The following is a 17,765-nucleotide window of genomic DNA, read 5'->3' as shown; positions in this document are numbered from 1 at the left end:
CCGGCGTGAAGGTCAGGCTCGTGGGCGAGACCGTCCCCTCGCTCGGGTCGCTCGAAGAAAGGCCAATGGTGACGTTGGCCGTCGGCTGCGTGGCGAGGGCGACCGTGAACTGGGCGGTGCCGCCGGCCTCCGTGGTCTTGAGGCCCGAGGTGGGCTGAACGATGATGCCAGGTCCGACGTAGACGGCCACCGCCGTGCGATTGGCGGTCATGGCGACCGTGAGCGTGGTTTGCCCGACCGGCTGGTCCACGTCGTCCAGCTTCCAGCGGCGGAAGGGGACCGTGCCGTAGGTGGGGGGCGCTGTGAGGGCAACATTGGAACCGCGTGGGTAACTGCGGGTGAACTCGGTGACGCCATTCGGCGCCGGGTTGACGGTGACGTTGAGGCCGGTGAAGTAATTATTGACAGTGGGGGTGGCGTCGAAGGACTTGACGGTAAGATTCTGGGGCGAGGTGGCAGTGGTGACGGCGGTGTAAGGGTCGCCGAAGAGGGTGAGCTCGAAGTAGCACCAGCGGTAGACCATGCCATCGGGGCCTTCGACGTGCTCGACGCTGCCGAGCATGTCGGTCTTGGAGCGCTGATGGGCCACCCCGATGCGGTTGTAGCCTTTGGTGAGCAGGTTATTGAAGAAGGTCTTCTGGAACTCACCGCTGAACATCCACTCGGCGTAAGGGTTGTACCAGCCGTAGCGCGAGTTCATGACGACGGCGAAGGCGCCGACGCCGTTAAGCAGGTGCAGGACCTCGGCGAAGCAGTCCGAGTAGTCGAAGGCGCCGGGATAGCAGCCGATGCTGTTGACGAGAAACAGTCCCGTGTTGGTGAGCGAGGAGAGGTTGCTGTTGCTCAGGCGCAGCGCGTAGTTCCAGTTGGTGTGGCCGCAATGGGCGACGAGGTGCGGCGAGTTGTTGAGGGCTTGGAGGCATTGGGTGGCGCTCCAGTAGGCTACGCGGTCGTCCAGCCAGTTCACCGTGTAGTTCGAGAAATGAGGCAGGAGAGGGTCGAGGCCGTCGCCGCCCTCGGCCCCGCCGCCGAGGGATTCGGCGAGGAAGAGGGCCGTGTCGGGGTGCGGGTGGGGAGTCGTCTCGTAGGCAATGGTCTTAGCGACGAACTGCTGGGTGAGCGCCACGGTGTCCACGGCGGCGCGGCCCAGGTAGACCTCGGGCACGAGGTCCACGTCGCCGCCGCCGGCGCCGTCGTTGGGCTCGCCCCAGAGGGCGTCGCCATCGAAGTTCCACGGGCCATCGAGGCAGGCATAGTAGAGGTCGCAGGGGATGCTGTTGTCCACATAGTCGCCCAGGGCGGCGGCGCCCGACACCTTGCCGTAGACGCCGCGGGCGGGGATGACGCCGACGTCGCCACCGAGGAGCACGTACTGAATGCCCCAGTTCGTGTAGGCGTAGATGATGTAGTTGCGGAGCTTCTCGGCGGTGTCTACGCCCGCATAGCTATTGACGATGTTCTCGATGGCCTCGGCCTTCACGCGCAGGCCTTGGGCGGTGCGGTGATTGAGGAGCGGCTGGAAGGAGCTGAGGAGCGAGGAGCCGGTGACGAGGAGATAGTCGTAGGGGCCCTCAGCCGGCTGCGGGCCGCCGGTGGGTGCCGGAGCGCTGGGCTCCGCGGGCTGCTCGGGCAGAGCCTCGGGGTTGTCCACCAGCGCGGCCACGCGGGCGGCATCGGCCTTCGAGCGCCGAAGGGTCGTATTCGCCGCGGCCTTGCCCCCCTGTGGCGCTATGTGCACGGTGAGCTCGATACAAGGCGAGAAGAGGAGCTTTCTGGCCTTGGGGGTGTACTGGACCGGGAAGATGCGGATCAGCGCGATGTCGTAACCGCACATCCGCTGGACCGACAGCAGCTCGGCCCGCTGCTGGGGATAGGGGTTGTTGGAGTTGTAGACCTCGGGCCTGGGCCTATCGGCGGCCCGGGCCGCGGCCACGCGGGCCGCATCGGCCCCGAAAGGCACCGCCACGCGCCCGAACTCCACCGGGCGAGCCACGTCCAACGATCTGGCCGGCCCCGTCAGGCGGGCCTCGACCCCTGTGACCGTGCAGCCCAGGGGCAGGAGCACGCGCGCGAGGCGGAAGGGCAACGCCGGCTCGCCCACGCGGCGCGTCCGGCCGCAGCCGGGCATGGCCAGGCGCGTGTGGTCGCCGGCCGCGCTCATCTGGGGGCTCTCGAAGTCGTAGGCGAGGGTGATCGCCTGCTGGCCCTGCGGCGGCGCGGCAGCCGCGCCCGCCTGCGCGCACAGGGCCAGGCTCGCCAGGATGTGAAGGAACACCCACTGCGCCGCAAGCCGCCGGCACAGCATGCTCGTCTCCTTGTTTCTTGCTAGGGTCCGCCAGCGTTGGCGTCCTGAACCTCTGGAGCCCAGAACCGCCCTCCCCCCTGGCCAACGCCGACAGCTCCAACCGCGCCGCAGACACTCCCCGACCGTCCCACGAAATCTCTTCTACGATTATACCGCACTGCCTGCTGATATCAAGAGGAAGGAACCTTACTCTGGCGTAAGCTCTTGATTCGGAGTATCATAAGAAGGTGTTTGGGCCGACCGGCTCCGGCGGGGCCACGCGTGAGAGGGGCGCCCGCGAGCGCTCGGACGGGGTGGCGGTTGCCCATGGCGAGCCGGCGTGCGGCTCGGCGGCAATGGGGGTGCACGATGACGAGCGAGGCAGATACTGGCCGCCACCCGGACGCGCCGGCCGGGACCCGCTACTGGGCGCGGCGGGTCCTCTTCAGCGGCAACCCGCGCGTCAAGTGGGGCATCCTCGCCATCCTGTGGCTTGCCGCCCTGCTCTTGGGCCACCTGGGGTACGCCAGACACTTCGCCGACACCGGCCGGCCGACGACCTTCTGGCACACGCTCCACTCGACCCTGGAGTTGTTCAAGCTCAGCGCGCGCAACATCTCGAATCCCCTGGCGGTGAACTGGGCGCTCGAGGTCGCTCGCTTTCTCGCGCCGGGGGTGATGTTCTACACCGTGTTCCAGACGATGGTGATGCTCTTCGCCCGGCAATCGCAGTTGCTGTGGCTCCGCCGCGCCCGCGGCCACGTGGTGATCTGCGGCCTGGGGCGCAAGGCCATGCTGCTGGCGCGGGACTTCCGCGAGCGCGGCCACCTGGTGGCGGTCATCGAGTCGGACCCTGCCAACGAGTTCATCAGCCAGTGCCGCGGCTTCGGCGCCGTCGTGGTGGTGGGGGATGCCAGCGAGCCGGAGATGCTGCGCCAGGCGCGGGTGCCGATGGCGCGATACCTGATCGCCCTGACCAACGACGACGGGGTCAACACCGAGATCGCCGTGCGGGCGGAGGGACTGGTGCGCGGGCGCCAGGGCGGCGCCCTGGAGTGCTACGCCCACATCAACGACCGCGAGCTGTGCCGTGTACTTCGCGAGACCCAGGCCCGCGCCGAGCGGCCCGACGCCTTTCGGCTGCAATTCTTCAATGTCTACGAGCGCGGGGCCGAGGCCCTGCTTCAGGCCCACCCGCCCTTCGCCGCCGCCGAGGGCCAGGAGCCGCAGCTCGTGGTCGTGGGCCTCGGGCGCCTGGGCCAGAGCCTCATTGTGCGCGCCGCGCATGCCTGGCGCGGCCACCCACATGCCGCCGGGGCGCGTCCCCATATCACCGTGGTGGACGAGCAGGCGGAGGCCAGCGTGGCGGCCCTCAAGTTCCGGTACCCCGGGCTCGACCGCACGTGCGTCCTCCTGCCGCGCCAGATGGGCGTCGCCACGCCCCAGTTCCAGCGGGCCGAGTTCCTGGCCGACGAGTACGGGGTCTGCCGCGCCACCATCGTCTACGTGTGCCTGCCCGAGGACGCGGAGAGCCTCTCGGCCGCGCTGATCGCCCACCACCGGCTGCGCGATCTCGGCCGCAACGTGCCCGTCGTTGTGCGCCTCCATGAGGGCCATGGGCTGTCGGAGCTCCTAGGCCGCCTCAGGGCCGAGGGCGGCGCGTTCGAGAACCTGCACGCCTTCCGCCTCTTCGATGAGACCTGTCGCGCGGCCTTCATCCTCCAGCGCGGCGCGGGTGCAACGCCGTGAGGGCGCGCCGGCGCCCCGTAGCGCCGCCCGGCCTTGCGTGGGGCTCTCCTCCTCGCTTGACACGGCGGGGCTGTTCGCCACAATGGACGCCGGCGGACCTCTCTGCAGGGAGACGCCGCCGCGGGTAGAGTCGACAGCCACCGCGCCGCGATCCTGCGATAAGACAGGGGGCCCGATGACGGAATTCCTGGTGAATCCCGCGCGGACGGCGGGCGAGATTTCCCCGCTGTGGTTCGGCCATAACCTCGAGCACACGCGGAGTTGCCTCTGGCGCGGCCTGAGCGCCCAGCTTCTCCGCAACCGCAAGTTCGCCGGCATGCCGCAACACAATGGCCTCGCCAACGGTTGGCAGCCGGCCGGCTCGCGCCAGAGCTGGTTCCTGCTCGAAATGCAGGGCGGCTACAAGGCGACTGACGGCGATCCGTTCACCAGGCACTATGACGCGCGGAACGGCTCGGCCTGCCAGCGGCAGCGGGTCGAGTGCTTCACGAAGGCCCGCTGCGGCATCGCCCAGCGCGGCATCCCGCTCGTGCGCGGGCGGCGCTACGTCGGTCGCCTCGCGCTCCGCGCCGACCGCGATCTGGCGGTGAGCGTCCGCATCTCGGGCAAGGCGCCGAACCCTGCCCGCTTCAAGGCCAACGCCGCTGGATGGGCGGAGGTGGACTTCGGCTTCGCCGCCCCGGCCACCACGGCCGACGCGCGCCTCGAGATCACGTTTCAGGGGCCGGGCGTGCTCTACGTAGGCACGGCCTCGCTCCTGCCCGCCGACCACTTCCACGGCCTGCGCCGCGACGTGGTCAAGCTGCTCAAAGAAATCGGCATGCCGCTCCTGCGCTGGCCGGGGGGCAACTTCGCCGGCGACTACCGCTGGCAGGACGGCCTGCTGCCCGTGGACCGCCGCGCGCCGCTGAAGAGCGCCTTCATCGAGACGCTGCCCCATACCGACGGGTTCGACGACCACGAGATCGGCACCGACGAGTTCCTCGCCCTCTGCCGCGAGCTGGGCGCCGAGCCGTTCCTCACCATCAACATGAGCCTGGAGGGCGTCGAGGAGGCCGCCGCCTGGGTCGAGTACTGCAACGGCGGCCCCGAGACGAAGTGGGGCCGCCTGCGCGCCGAACGCGGCCACCCGCAACCCTACAATGTGCGGCACTGGACCCTCGGCAACGAGATGGGCTACTCGCACATGAAAGGCCCCAACACGCCCCGCGAGTACAGCCGCCTGGCCGCCGACTGCGCCCGCGCGATGCGCGCCGTCAGCCCCGGCCTCGTCTTCACGTCGTCCACCGGCTGGAGCGAGCAGTGGTACCAGGGCCTCCTGGCCTTCGAGGAGGACTACTATCAGAACATCTCACACCACACCTACAATACTCTCATGCGGCGGTTCGAGGGTGCGGAGGGGGAGGCCGAGTTCCGCCACCTCGCCTCGTGCCCCGACATCATCTTCCACACCCGCGCCCGCGGCGAGGGCTACACGGGCGAGACGCGCCTCACCATGCTCGACATCCGCGACCTCATCGCCGAAAGCCCCCGCCGCGACAAGAACATCGGCATCGCCTTCGACGAGTGGAACGTGTGGTACGCCTGGTATCGCGAGCCGGGCGTGGCCGAGGGCATCTACGCGGCGCTCATGCTCGGCCACCTGTGCCGCGAGGCGCGCAAGCTCGGCGTCGCTATCGGCGCCTACTTCGAGCCGGTCAACGAGGGCGCCATCCTCGTCGAGCCGGCCTCCGCGCGGCTCACGCCCACCGGCCAGGTCCACGCGCTTTTCAAGGCCCACCACGGCAATGAACTGCTCGACATTGAGCCCTCGCCGGAAGGCGACGACCTCGATATAGTTGCCTCGCGCAACCCGCGCACCGGGCAGCTCACCGTCACCCTCGTCAATCGCAGCCCCGACGCCGCCCGCGAGGCGGCGATCTCGCTGGCGGGCGCCCAGACACTCCCTTGTGGGCGGGGCGTCTCTGCCCCGCGGGAGGCCTGTCTCCTCACAGCCAGCAACTACCGCCCCGGTTCCGTGTTTCGCCGCCGGCGGCTCGCCGTGCGGCGCGGGCCGGAGGGGCAACTCGTGGTCTCACTGCCGCCCCACAGTGTGGCGAGGGTCCAATGGGGAATGAATGGATGAATGGATGGGTGGATGAGTGCCGGGCAATCATCCATTTATCCACCCATCCAATCATCCTCTCGTGTTGTGTCCACAAGCCACGGTTCGAGGAGTTTGCATGGCACCACAGACTGAGGCCAATGCGGCCGAGAGCAAGCTGTTCCAGACCGACTTCCCGCCCGAAGAGTTCCAGGAGCGATGGGCGAAGGTTTTCGACGCCATCGGCCCCGAGGCCCACGCCCTGATCCAGGGCGCGCCGCAGCAGGGCGGAATGGAGGTCTTCCGACAGTCCAACGAGTTCTACTATTGTTGTGGCATCGAGGTGCCGCACGCATACCTGTTCCTCGACGGGCGGAGCCGCAAGGCGCGGCTCTTCCTGCCCCACCGCCCCGAGCAGGCGGCCGCCGAAGGCCCATCACTCGCCGCCGAGGACGCCGACCTGGTCAAGCGCCTGACGGGCGTGGACAGCGTCCACCCGCCCGAAGCGCTTGCCGGCCACCTTCAGCAGGTGAGCGTGCTCTACACCCCGTTCCGCCCGACCGAGGGCCGCACGGCCAGCCGGGGCTCCATGCTCCACGCCGAGCGATCGGCGGCGAGCGACCCGTGGGACGGCCGCCTGAGCCGCGAGCAGCACCTCATCGCCCTGCTGCGTGCGCGCCTGCCGAGGCTGGAGCTTCGCGACCTCACGCCCACCCTCGACACGCTCCGCTCCGTCAAGAGCACGCGCGAGGTGGCCCTCCTGCGCCGCGCGGGCGAGCTGACGGCGCTGGCCGTCGCCGAGGCCATGCGAGCGACGAAGCCGGGCATGGTCGAGCGCGAGCTGGCCGCCATCGCGGTCGGCCTCTACATTCGCCACGGTGCCCGCGGCGAGGGCTACGCCGCCATCATCGCCTCGGGGGCCAACATGTGGCACGGCCACTACAACCGCAACGACGCCGTGATGCAGGACGGCGATATCGTGTTGATGGACGTAGCGCCCGACTACCACTACTACACGAGCGATATCGGCCGCATCTGGCCCGTCGGCGGCGCGTATGCCCCCTGGCAGCGCGAGTTGTACAGCTTCATCGTCGAGTACCACAAGACCCTTCTGCCTCTCATCCGCCCGGGCCGGACGGCGGACGAGATTCACGCCGAGGCCGCTGCGGCGATGGCGAAGGTGGTCGAGCGCACGAGGTTCTCGAAGCCCATCTACGAGGCGGCGGCCCGCCGGGCGCTGGAGTTCAAGGGCCACCTCTCGCACCCGGTCGGCATGGCCGTCCACGACGACGGCCCCTATCGCGCCCAGCCCTTGCGTCCGGGCGTCGTCTTCTCGGTGGACCCGCAGATGTGGGTGCCCGAGGAGAAGGTCTACATCCGCTGCGAGGACACCGTGGCCGTGACGGAGACGGGCATCGAGAACCTCACTGCCCTCGCCCCGCTCGATCTCGACGCCGTCGAGGCCGCGATGCGGGGGAGAGCCTGAGCCGGTGCGCCGCTCACCACCCCGTCGGCCGGCCGTAGGCGTGGATGATCCGGATCGCGGACGAGCGCGAGATGCCGCCGGGGTTGATGCCCGGCTGCCCCTCGGGGACCGGGGCGTCGAGCTTGCGGAAGTAGTCGGCCCAGGTGGGCAGCGTCGCGCCGGTCGCGGGGTCGCGGAAGGTCATGGGCGCCAGGTCGAAGAGCGGCTGCCCGCCGTTCGCCCGCCGGAACGCTTCGTAGACCAGTTCTGAGCAATAGAAGCCGTCGTTACCGATGGCGAAGACCTTGTCGTAGGGCTTGCCCAGGAGCGCGACGGCCTCGTCGAGCGCCCGGGGGATCAGGTGGCGATAGGCGGGCCGCAGGCGCCCCACGACCACTTTCGGGCGGCCGCGGGCGTCGCGGCTGCGTGCGAGGAACTGCTCGAGCGAGGTCGTCTTCACCCCGCCCCCACCCGCCTCGATGACGATGGCCCGCCCGTCGTTCGAGCGGGCGGCGATGCCCACGTGGGAGAACTTGGCTCCACCAACCCCCTCGGTCACCGCCTCAATGGCGTCGCACAGCGGCCCGGCATCGAGGTCCTGGAACAGCAGGTCGCCGGGCTCGGGTGTGAACCGCCCGCCGAACTGCTGGCAGCCGGCCAGAGCGCAGGCGAGCGCGACGACGGAGAGGATGCGCTTCACTGGCCGCGCCTCGAGAGCGGCCATTCGTCGAGAAGCCATTGGGGAATCTCGGGGAACTTGCCTTTCTCGCCGAACACCTCGTCGCCGGGCTCCAGGGCGCCGGCGGAGGGGGCCTTGTCCTTCCCCTCGGGGGTGAGATGCGGGAAAGGAATGCCCAGGCCGATGGCTTGACTGTCGGGCTTGAGCCGGAAGTCGAACTTCGCTCTGTCAACGAACGGGTCGGCCGCCGCGAACTTGCTCGCCAGCGCCCAGGCAGGCACCTCCTTGCCCCCGTCGCCGCGCGGCAGCAGCAGGTTACCCCGCACGGTGTTGAGGGCCGGGCCGCGGGCGTCGTCGAGGAAGTTCACATAGCCGCCAGGATGCGCCTCGCCGCCGGGGGCGTATTCGAGGATGTTGTTGAGGATGAGATTGCCGAAGCTCTCGCCGATCTGGACCGGCGCACCGTCGCTGCCGACGAGCGTGTTGTGGGCGATCAGGTTGAAGTGGCACTTGTGGACCGACATCGCGCGGTCCACCGGGCCGAGGACGAGGTTGTGGACAATGCGGTTGCCCCCCGCCCAGCGGCTGCCGCCCCAAACGTAGACCGCCGCGCTCTTGCGGCCGGCGAGCGGGAAGCAGCGGTTGCGCTTGTCGGGGCCGAAGACGTTTCGCTCGACCACGATATTGCGCGGGCTATCCACGCCGGTGCCCGAATAGATGTGGATCGCCCCGCCGCTGGTGCGCCACCAGACGTTTCGCCGCAGCACGAGGTTTTCGGCGCCCTGCGAGATATAGATGCCGTGGTCGCCCTGGCCCATGCCCGCGTTATAGATCACGCAGTCCTCGATCAGGTTGAAGCGGCTCTCGTTGGAGGTCATGCCGCAGCCCATCATGTCGCGGACGATGCAGTTTCGGACGATGTTGAACGAGCCATAGGAGTTGTTGGCGAGGCCCGAGATGTCGAGGTACGTGCCCGCCTCCTGTTTGTAGGTGTGGACCAGCTTGCCGCCGAGGCCGATGCCGATGACCCCGCGGCGGACCAGGAAGCCGTCCACAATGTTGTACGCGCCGCTCACATGCAGGATGGTGCCGGAAAGGGCGAAGACTTCCTTGGGCTCCGCCCCGGCCCAGGGGCGGATGTGGACGAGGAAGCGGGAGCCGGCAAACCGCGAATCCCGCGAATCCCGCGAATGGGCCGGGCGTTCTCCTGATTCGCCCGATTCGCGGTTTCTCGCCCCGCCTTTGTCCTCCTCCAGCACGTCGGGGTCGCGCTCTATCTTCTCGCTGGCAAACATCCCCTCATCGAGGGACTCCTTGCCGTCGCGCCGCCAGCGCGAGGTGGAGGGGATGAGCCCTTCGCCGTTCACGAGGAAGCGCTCGGGCACGGCGTTCATTCGGCAGGTCCACACGCCCGCGAGGTTGGGCGCCTTCTGCCAGCCGGCGACGGGCGTGCCGCCGTCGAGGATCGCCCGGTGGCGGTTCGCGGCGCGGTAGACGATCGGCCCCTTCTCGTTGCCGATGGACGAGATGCTCAAGGTGCCCTTGTAGACGCCATCAAGGAAGACCACCTCGTCCCCGGGCTTGAGCTTCTCGCGGGGGATGGCTGCGAGGCTGAATGGCTTCTCGCGGGTGCCGTCGCCCTGCGCCGTGCCGTCGGGCGCAACGAAGAAGCTCGCCGCGCGGCTGGCTTGCATGGCCACGACCAGCGCGCCCACCACAGCAAGGAGTTTCCTTTTCTGCATTCCTGCCTTCCTCATTGATTCCGTGCCTTCGCGGGCGGCTCGGGCTTGGGGCCGGCGTAGAGCATCGCGGGGCGCACGATGCCGCCGAGCATCAGCTCGCTGATGCTCAGGTGGCCGGTCTTGACCACGACAAGGTTCTCCTTGCCCGCGAGCAGCTTGCCCGTGACCTCGACCTCGCTGGGCTTGCGGGCGCCGGTGAACTCGCCCACGAGCTCCCCGTTCACCCACACTTTCGTCGGGCTGCCGTCCACCTCGCCGAACCACAGGTGCAGCGGGCCGGCGGGCAGGGCGTCGGGCGCCTTGAGCCGCGTGCGGTACCACATCCAGGTGAGCTGTTCGGGCACCTTCTGCTCGTTGAGGGTGGCGGAGTAGGTCTTCACCTTCTGCCAGCCATCGGCAGCGACTTCGGCCTTGAACCAGCCCTCTTTTTCGCCACCGTCGGCGGGGTCGTAACGGAAGTCCCACTCGTCGGGCAGTTGGGCCACGAGCGTGCGCTCGCCGGTCGTGCGGGCGAGTCCGCTCTCGATGACGGGCTTGAGGAACCATTCGGCGTAGCCGCGCTTGTAGCCGCCCATGGTGCTGTACTGCCTGGCGAAGGCGTCGTCCATGTGCTTCAGCCAGGCGTCGAAGGCGGTCTTGGCCGCCGCGAAGTCGCAGCGGTTGATGGCGTCGCGGACGGCGAGGAAGAAGCGGGCGCTCTCGAGGCCGGAGCGGAAGAGCGTGACCCGCTCGCGCTCGACATCATTCTCGGCGGCCCTTGCCGCGGCGTCGAGGTCGGCCTCGCATTGTTTCACGAGGTCGGGGGTCCAGATGGCGTGGACGCCGTGGAAGGAGCCGACGTGGACGTCGGCCTCGCGCACCGCCTTGTCAATCCGCTCCCAATAGGCTTTCACGTCGCGCGCGGCCTTGCCGAAGAGCTTGGCGTAGTAGTCGTCGAGGATGGCGTCCGCGTCGGCATCGGCCTTCCACATCAGGCGGCTGGCCAGATAGGTGTGGGGGCCGTAGAGGTTCCAGGCCGACATGGACTCCAGGTTGATGCCCCAGCAGCCGGTGCTCTTGAGGAAGGGGATGTTCTCCTTCATGTAGGCGATCTTGGAGATGGGCACCGTGACCTCGGCGAGGTTGTAGTTGTAGTCGTAGCAGGCGGTCTGCATGAGCTTGGCCCAGGCCTCGACGACGGCCTTGTAGCGCTGGCGCGATTCGCAGCGGGGGTTGTTGACGCCGTGGATGCGGCAGAAGCGGATGGTCGTGACCCAGGCGCAGAGGTTGCCCGCGACCTTGCTCACGGTCTTCGGCGGCAGCGTGTAGTCGGAGTAGCAGTAGAAGCTCAGGATGAAGCCGGGCGCGTCGCGGGCCACCTGCTGGCCGACGGCGTCGAAGAAGCGGACGTAGCGGTCGGACATCGAGAGGGTGCCGGAGCTGGGCTCGATGTAGCCGGGCACATCGAGGGCCCTGCACTTGTCGCACTCGCAGAAGCCGCGGCCGTCGGGCGGCGAGATGGTGTCGGCCTTCAGCCCCTTCTTCGCCTTGGCGACGTAGGCTTCGGCGAACAGGCGGGCAACGTCGGGGTGGCTCGTGCACAGCCAGCCGCCGGGCCGCCGCTCGCCCCCGCGGAGGGCGTAGTACTCGGGGTGGTCCTTGAAATACTTGTCGGGCGGCACGTGCTCCCAGTCGTGGCGGTTGGGCAGGTCAACTCCGCCCAGGCGCGAGCGGGCCTGCGGCACGAAGTTCCAGACGTTGCGGTAGAGGAAGTCGGGCTTCTCGCTCGCGTCGAAGCCGTCGAGCGAGATGGTCTTCAGCTCGGGGATCACCTCGCCCAGCCTGTTGGCCATGAACCAGCGGCAGCCGAGGGCCTCGAGGAAATGCGTGACGGCGAAACGGGTGGCGAGGGGCGATTCGCCGGCCGCAAGCAGGTGGCTGCCCTTTGTCTGGAGGCAATAGCCGTCGAGCGAGACGGTTTTCGGCGGGGGCTTGAGGCCCATCTCCAGCGCCAGAGCGCCCAGCACGATGGCCGGCTCGCCCGCGGGGGGCCGCTCGCCCGCCGCGGCGACCTTCGTGTCGAGGTTCGCGCCTGACATCCTGGCGATGAACTCGGCGGCATCGGCAGCGGCCTCCTTCGCATCGCCCGCGTGCCACACCGCGCCGAGCGGCTTCCCCTCCCGCACGATCTCCACGCCCCACGCCGTCGCCGCGAGCAGCAGGCCGAGAACTGGTAGGGCGTGCATGCTTGCACGCGGGATTGGACGGGAGGCACTGCGAAGATGGTGTGCAAGTATGCACACCCTACCCATCTCTTGCATCACTGGCTCCTCTTGCTGGCGCGGCGTCCCCAGGTGCGGGCGTCGGCTTCGAGCATCCGCAGGACGTCGGTGTAGTTCAGCTCGTGGGTTCGGGCGTATGCGAGGAACTGGCGCGGGGTGCGCACGCCGGCCTGGATCACCGCCTTGTAGAGTTCGCCCGACATCCCGAAGCGGCACATGTCGCGCTTGGCGTAGTAGCGCTTGAGCTTGAGGATAGCCGCCCGCAACTCAGGCGTCAACCGCCGCCGTACCCAGCGGGTCGGCCCCGTGCCCAGGTTCTCGGGGTCGCTCGTCACCCACACGTCCACGTGCCAGGTCCGCTCGCCGACACGGGTATCGAAGCCGATCTTCACGGCGTCGCGGAAGAGGAAGCGCAGGAGTTCGAGCCTGTGGATTCCGCGCTCCAGCAGCCCTTTGGCGATGGCGAGCGCGGCGGGCACCTCGGGGGCGTCGAGGCCAGACCAGGCTGCAAACCGCGAATCTTGCGAATCACGCGAATGGGCCGCTCGGATTCCTGATTCGCCAGATTCGGGCGATTCGCGGTTTCTCACGCGGCGGGGCACGAGCACGTGGATGTCAATGTCGGGCTTGACGATCAGCTTGAGCGGCACGCTGCCGACGAGCCACGCGCGGCCCACGCCGCGCGCCAGCTTCATCAGCCCCAGACTGCGCACCAGCCCCGTCGCCTCGCGGCACAGCGTCTCCTGGCTCGCAGCGGCCGCGCGTTTCATCCGCGTCCCCTCTGGGTTCCGCGTGCAAGTATGCACGCCCTACCATTCCGTACCCGAACACCTGACACCGAACACCCAACACCGCCTCTCTACTTCAGCGGCTTGGGCTTCCAAACCACTTGCCCCGTCTTCGCGTCCACCAGGTCGTAGACGCGGACGTAGTCGGTGAGGAACTCGTCGGGCAGCTTGGCCTTGGCGAGTTCGCCGGCCCAGCCCTTCAATTCCACTTCGTCGCTGAGCTTGAGGTAGAGCGGCACCTGGCACACGCCGCCGGCGTTCGTCCGCCAGGTCTCCTGGCCGTCCACATAGAAGACGTACTCGTCGGGCGTCCAGAGCAGGCCGTAGGTGTGCCAGCCCTCCATGATGCCGGGGTTGCGGGAGACGTGGCCCTTGGACTTGTGGTCCTTGCCGTAGCCGTCCCAGTGCAGGGTGTGCTGCACGCGGTCGTCGAGCCAGGGCTTCTCCATGATGTCAATCTCGGTGCCGTCCATCCCCTCGTTGCCCACGGTGGTCACGCCGCTGCCGAACATCCAGAAGGCCGACCAGTGCCCTTGCTGCCTCTGGAGGCGGATGCGGGCCACGTAGTAGCCGAAGGCGTGCTCGAACTTGCCCCGTGTGCGCACGCAGCCGTCGAGGTACGTGTCGCCCTCCTTGAGCGTCCGGATCACCAGGCTGCCCTTGCCGTCGAGCGCCACGGCCTTGGGCGACCAGCGCCCCGCGCGGCGGGGGCAGTCGGTCACCTCCCACTTGCTCTCGTCCACCTTGTCGCCCTCGAACTCGTCGTGCCAGACCAGCTTCCAGGTCTGGCCTTCGGGCGCGGGGGGCAAGGCATCGGGCGGGTCGAGCCTGGGCTTCATCGGGGCCTCCTCGGCAGCGAACACGCATGGGGCGATCAGGCTGAGCAGCGCACACACTCTCATCTGCATGGCACGCTCCTTTCGCCCCCATCCTAGCCAGGCAAGCCCAGACAAGCAAGTGGCCCAGCGTCTCCGTATTGCAGGGAACCGAGACGTATGATAGGCTGCGTGCGCAGCGGACCCCGCGGAAAGGAGAGCCTATGCCCCCCGTGACCCTGGTGATCGTGGGAGCCGGCGGCCGAGGCACCGGCTATGCGTCGTACGCCGCGAAGTACCCGGACGAGGCGAAGGTGGTCGGCGTGGCCGAGCCGCGCGACTACTACCGCGAGAACCTCGCGCGCGTTCACGACATTCCGAAGCAGCACGTGTTCACCGACTGGCGGGCGCTGGCCCGCCGCAAGCGCTTCGCCGACGCGGCCGTGGTGGCCACGCAGGACGACATGCACGCCGGCCCCGCCATCGCGCTGGCCCGCAAGGGCTACCACATCCTGCTCGAGAAGCCGATGGCGCCGAGCGAGCGCGACTGCCGCCGCATCGTGGCGGCGGTGACGAAGGCGGGGGTCGTGTTCGCCGTGGGCCACGTGATGCGCTACACGCGTTACACGCAGAAGCTCAAGGCCCTGCTCGACGCGGGCGCGGTGGGCGACCTCGTGAGCCTTCAGCACCTCGAGCCGGTCGGCTACTGGCACCAGGCCCACTCGTTCGTGCGCGGCAACTGGCGCAACTCCGCCCTGTCCTCGCCCATGCTACTGGCCAAGTCGTGCCACGACCTCGATTGGATTCGCTACATGATGGGCGTGCCCTGCTGCCGCGTGGCCTCGTTCGGCACGCTCAAGCACTTCCGCAAGGAGGAGGCGCCCCGGGGCGCCACGGCCCGCTGCCTCGACTGCCCCGTGGAGGCCGCCTGCCCCTATTCCGCACTGAAGATCTACGTCCGCGACCGCCTCGAACGCGGCCACCTCGGCTGGCCGCTCGACGTGCTGACGCCCCAGCCCACGCGCGAGAGCGTGCTCGACGCCCTCCGCACCGGCCCCTACGGCCGCTGCGTCTACGCCTGCGACAACGACGTGGTGGACCACCAGGTCGTCTCGATGGAGTTCGCGGGCGGCCGCACGGCCACGTTCACCATGACCGCCTTCAACCGCGGCGGCAACCGCCGCACGCGCCTGTTCGGCACCCGCGGCGAAATCCACGGCGACGGCTCGAGGCTCACCCACTACGACTTCCTCACCGACCGCACGCAGGAGATTGACACGACCGCGCCCGACCCCAGCATTCTGGGCGGCCACGGCGGCGGCGACTTCGGCCTGATGCACAGCTTCCTGGCCGCCGTGGCGAAGGGCGACCCGGGCCTCGTCCTGTCCGGCCCGCAGGAGACGCTCGAGAGCCACCTCATCGTCTTCGCAGCGGAGAAGGCGCGCAAGACGGGGCGAGTCATTACGGTGCGCCAATAGGCGCAGAAAGAAGAGCAGCCGCGCCGACCCGGCGCCGCGCCACCGCGCCGCGCAGGGGGCGCGGCCCTGCACGCCGCCCGAGGGGGTTCGGCCCGGTCCGCACAGGCAGCCTCTATGGCATCTCCCAGGCGTCGAGAACCAACTGCGCCTTCGCCTCCCGCTCCTGCCCCTTCCCCGCCGCCAGGCAAGTCAGCTCCAGGATGACAGGGGCAGGCAGCCTCAGGGCGCCCGCGGGCAGGGTCCAGGAGACCACGGTGGCCGCATCCTTGCCCGGGGAGAGCTCGACGGCGGCCGCCGCCTCCCCCCAGGCCCGCGCGGCCCAGCGCCCCTGCTCGGGCCCCAGGCAGCCCTTGAGCGTGATCGCCCTCGGGCGAGCGGGGCCCGTGGGCGCGAGCGCCACCATCGCCGCCTTGCCGCCGGGGGGCGACTCGAGGAGCAGGGCGCCCCAGCCCGACCACTCGAACCGCCCGTACTTCGGCACGGCGGCCACGAGGCCGCCCGAGGTGGCGGGCATCGGCAGCTCCTCGAACTCGTGCCACCCAGGGGCCGTCGGCGGCGGGGTGTCGCAGCGGAGGCGGTCGAGCTTGAGCAGATGGCTGTTGCTGTCGAGCGGCTTTCCCTGGCAGACCAGGCGGAGGACACCCTGCTGGTCAGGAGCGGGATTGAGGATGGGCGGGGTGCGGTGGCAGCCGGGGTCGCGGCGGAGGTCGAGCGCGTTGCCAGTGAACACCGGCGCCTTCACGGGCACCGATCCGAGGATGCGCCCCTGAATGAAGGCATCGGTCTGGGGAAAGCTCGGCCCCTCCCGCGCCTCCGCGCGCGAGAGGAGGTCCAGCTCGAACGTCCCGCGCCCCGGCCCCCAGAGCGGGTAGACGCCGATGGCGACGTAGCGGCTGGCGGGCAACCGCACCGCAAAGTCCACGTAACCGCCCGGCCTGTCGGCCACGATGTGCAGATACTTCCCGCCGTTCGGGTGGTAGTTGTGGTCCGTGTCCTCCACCACGCGCAGCTCGGTCTCGTGGGCCGTGGCCATTGGGGCGAGGTCCTCGGCCTCCGCCGCCCAGGTCGGCGGCGGAGCCTCGTCGGGGTAGACGGAGTGTGGAAGCGGCTCCGCCCTGTCGGGCAGCGCGGGCGCCTCGTAGGGCTTCGGGCCGAAGCGATACCAGAGGGCGAGCACGGTGCCGCTTGTGGGCGCGCCCTCGGCCTTCGGCCCAGGCGTGAAGCCGAACACGGCCTCGCGCTCGAACAGAATGGGGTCGGTGAGGAAGTGGCGCATCACGCCTGCATAGCCTTCTTCCAGCCGCGGATGGTTCCAGAGCGGCAGCCCGGTGATCGGCCCGCCGTAGATGCCCTGGAACCACAGGGGCAGCAACCCATGGCCGACGACCGGCTCGCGGCCATCCGCCGCGAGCGACACAAAGCTCTCGTGCACGGCCGGCGGCCAGAAGGCGTTGCCGGTGAGGAACAGCCCAAGGCCCACGACCTGGCCCGGCCCTGGCAACGCGACGAGGGGCTGGGGCTCGGCAGCGGGGCGAATGGGCGCGATGAGCCGCGTGCCACACAGCCGCCCGCAGCGGGCCGCTTCGTCCTCGCTCAGAGGCAGCACGGCCGCCCGCGTGTGCCCCACGAACTGCGTGAGGCTGGAGCGGTTGACCAGTTCGATCCGCAAGCCGCGCGCGAAGGGAATGGGAAGGTTGAAGTGCACCGTGGCCTGGGGGAAATGGACGCGCGGCGCGTTCAGATACCACGGGTACCGCAGGCCGGCCGCCAGGTCGCCGTTATAGCGGTCCCAGCGCCCGGTCGGCCACGGGTGCGGCACGCCGGCGAGGTCGGTCAACGGCATGCGCAGCGACGGAGCCATCGCCCCATCACAGGTGAACTCGGCCACGACCTCCCGCAGCGTGCCGGTCAGAGCGGGGTTCATGTGGAACTCAAGGGCAACGACCTCCCCGCTCCCCTCTTGCTCAAACGCTACGACGCGGCCATGGGCAGGCAGCACGAATGGGCGCTCTGTGAATGGCTTGCCCTCGTGCAGGCCGAAGCCGCCCATCTTCCAGGCTTCGGCTGCCGCCCTCAGCTTCTCGGCATCAGGCACGGCCACCGGCGTGCCCTTGGGGAACACGCGGTAGCTGGCGAAGTGCGCGTATTGCGGCTTGCCCGCAATGACCCGCAACCGATTCTGGAAGCCGATGGGCGCGACGAGATGCCGCATCCCGCCGCCCTCGAAGGCCAACGGCTCGGGCGGGTGCTCCTGCCGTTTGCCGTCTGCCTCGACGATGGGAAGGGCGCCGGCCGACGATGGCGTCCACAGATGATCGAGCACTCCAGGCCCGGGGACGTCGAGGGCGACGAAGCCGCCTTCGGTCGGCTCCAGCTTCCGCTTGCCCCAGGGGTCGTTGCTCACCACCCTTTGCCCCACCA

General features: G+C 69.2%; 11 protein-coding genes. 4 read left to right on the top strand and 7 right to left on the bottom strand.

The window, feature by feature from the left end; all coding sequences use genetic code 11:
* The coding region (locus tag PLE19_01100) for a C25 family cysteine peptidase (protein ID HPD13514.1) at positions 1-2,305 on the bottom strand (2,305 nt) is incomplete at its 3' end.
* A 348-nt stretch (positions 2,306-2,653) separates the two neighbouring features.
* Here PLE19_01100 and PLE19_01095 point away from each other — a divergent pair.
* From PLE19_01095 to PLE19_01085, 3 genes are all read left to right on the top strand, one after another.
* Positions 2,654-4,033 (top strand): NAD-binding protein, encoded by a 1,380-nt coding sequence (locus PLE19_01095; protein ID HPD13513.1) that lies wholly within the window; start codon positions 2,654-2,656, stop codon positions 4,031-4,033.
* Between the two features lie 175 nt (positions 4,034-4,208).
* Positions 4,209-6,158 (top strand): hypothetical protein, encoded by a 1,950-nt coding sequence (locus PLE19_01090; protein HPD13512.1) that lies wholly within the window; start codon positions 4,209-4,211, stop codon positions 6,156-6,158.
* Between the two features lie 97 nt (positions 6,159-6,255).
* A complete protein-coding gene (locus PLE19_01085) occupies positions 6,256-7,602 on the top strand; it encodes a Xaa-Pro peptidase family protein (protein ID HPD13511.1) in 1,347 nt (448 codons plus the stop codon).
* A gap of 13 nt (positions 7,603-7,615) precedes the next feature.
* Here PLE19_01085 and PLE19_01080 read toward each other — a convergent pair whose 3' ends face one another.
* From PLE19_01080 to PLE19_01060, 5 genes are all read right to left on the bottom strand, one after another.
* Positions 7,616-8,281 (bottom strand): YiiX/YebB-like N1pC/P60 family cysteine hydrolase, encoded by a 666-nt coding sequence (locus PLE19_01080; protein HPD13510.1) that lies wholly within the window; start codon positions 8,279-8,281, stop codon positions 7,616-7,618.
* Positions 8,278-10,002, bottom strand: a complete 1,725-nt coding sequence (locus PLE19_01075; protein HPD13509.1) for a right-handed parallel beta-helix repeat-containing protein — start codon at positions 10,000-10,002, stop codon at positions 8,278-8,280. Before PLE19_01075 ends, PLE19_01080 begins: the two co-directional genes overlap by 4 nt.
* An 11-nt stretch (positions 10,003-10,013) precedes the next feature.
* The gene (locus PLE19_01070; GenBank protein HPD13508.1) at positions 10,014-12,227 is read right to left on the bottom strand and encodes a DUF4838 domain-containing protein; all 2,214 of its coding nucleotides are present in this window, start codon (positions 12,225-12,227) and stop codon (positions 10,014-10,016) included.
* A 74-nt stretch (positions 12,228-12,301) separates the two neighbouring features.
* The gene (locus tag PLE19_01065) at positions 12,302-13,033 is read right to left on the bottom strand and encodes a hypothetical protein (GenBank protein ID HPD13507.1); all 732 of its coding nucleotides are present in this window, start codon (positions 13,031-13,033) and stop codon (positions 12,302-12,304) included.
* Between the two features lie 89 nt (positions 13,034-13,122).
* Entirely contained in the window at positions 13,123-13,959 is an 837-nt protein-coding gene (locus PLE19_01060) for a glycoside hydrolase family 16 protein (GenBank protein ID HPD13506.1), read from the bottom strand.
* A 131-nt stretch (positions 13,960-14,090) separates the two neighbouring features.
* On the opposite strand from PLE19_01060, the gene PLE19_01055 reads away from it, so the two are divergent.
* Entirely contained in the window at positions 14,091-15,344 is a 1,254-nt protein-coding gene (locus tag PLE19_01055) for a Gfo/Idh/MocA family oxidoreductase (GenBank protein ID HPD13505.1), read from the top strand.
* A gap of 112 nt (positions 15,345-15,456) precedes the next feature.
* Here PLE19_01055 and PLE19_01050 read toward each other — a convergent pair whose 3' ends face one another.
* On the bottom strand, positions 15,457-17,748 hold the full coding sequence (locus PLE19_01050) for a DUF2961 domain-containing protein (GenBank protein HPD13504.1): 2,292 nt from the start codon (positions 17,746-17,748) through the stop codon (positions 15,457-15,459).
* Between the last annotated feature and the right edge of the window lie 17 nt (positions 17,749-17,765).

The sequence above is a fragment of the Planctomycetota bacterium genome (assembly GCA_035384565.1).
Taxonomy (GTDB): Bacteria; Planctomycetota; PUPC01; order DSUN01; family DSUN01; genus DAOOIT01.
The sequence above is the reverse complement of the archived record's forward strand: the minus strand, read 5'-3'. Positions and strand labels throughout refer to the sequence as shown.

Excerpts from the sequence above, each read along its gene's own strand:
- PLE19_01085 (HPD13511.1), top strand. The coding sequence starts at position 6,256 with ATGGCACCACAGACTGAGGCCAATGCGGCCGAGAGCAAGCTGTTCCAG.
- PLE19_01090 (HPD13512.1), top strand. The coding sequence starts at position 4,209 with ATGACGGAATTCCTGGTGAATCCCGCGCGGACGGCGGGCGAGATTTCC.
- PLE19_01065 (HPD13507.1), bottom strand. The coding sequence starts at position 13,033 with ATGAAACGCGCGGCCGCTGCGAGCCAGGAGACGCTGTGCCGCGAGGCG.
- PLE19_01075 (HPD13509.1), bottom strand. The coding sequence starts at position 10,002 with ATGCAGAAAAGGAAACTCCTTGCTGTGGTGGGCGCGCTGGTCGTGGCC.
- PLE19_01095 (HPD13513.1), top strand. The coding sequence starts at position 2,654 with ATGACGAGCGAGGCAGATACTGGCCGCCACCCGGACGCGCCGGCCGGG.
- PLE19_01070 (HPD13508.1), bottom strand. The coding sequence starts at position 12,227 with ATGCACGCCCTACCAGTTCTCGGCCTGCTGCTCGCGGCGACGGCGTGG.
- PLE19_01060 (HPD13506.1), bottom strand. The coding sequence starts at position 13,959 with ATGCAGATGAGAGTGTGTGCGCTGCTCAGCCTGATCGCCCCATGCGTG.
- PLE19_01055 (HPD13505.1), top strand. The coding sequence starts at position 14,091 with ATGCCCCCCGTGACCCTGGTGATCGTGGGAGCCGGCGGCCGAGGCACC.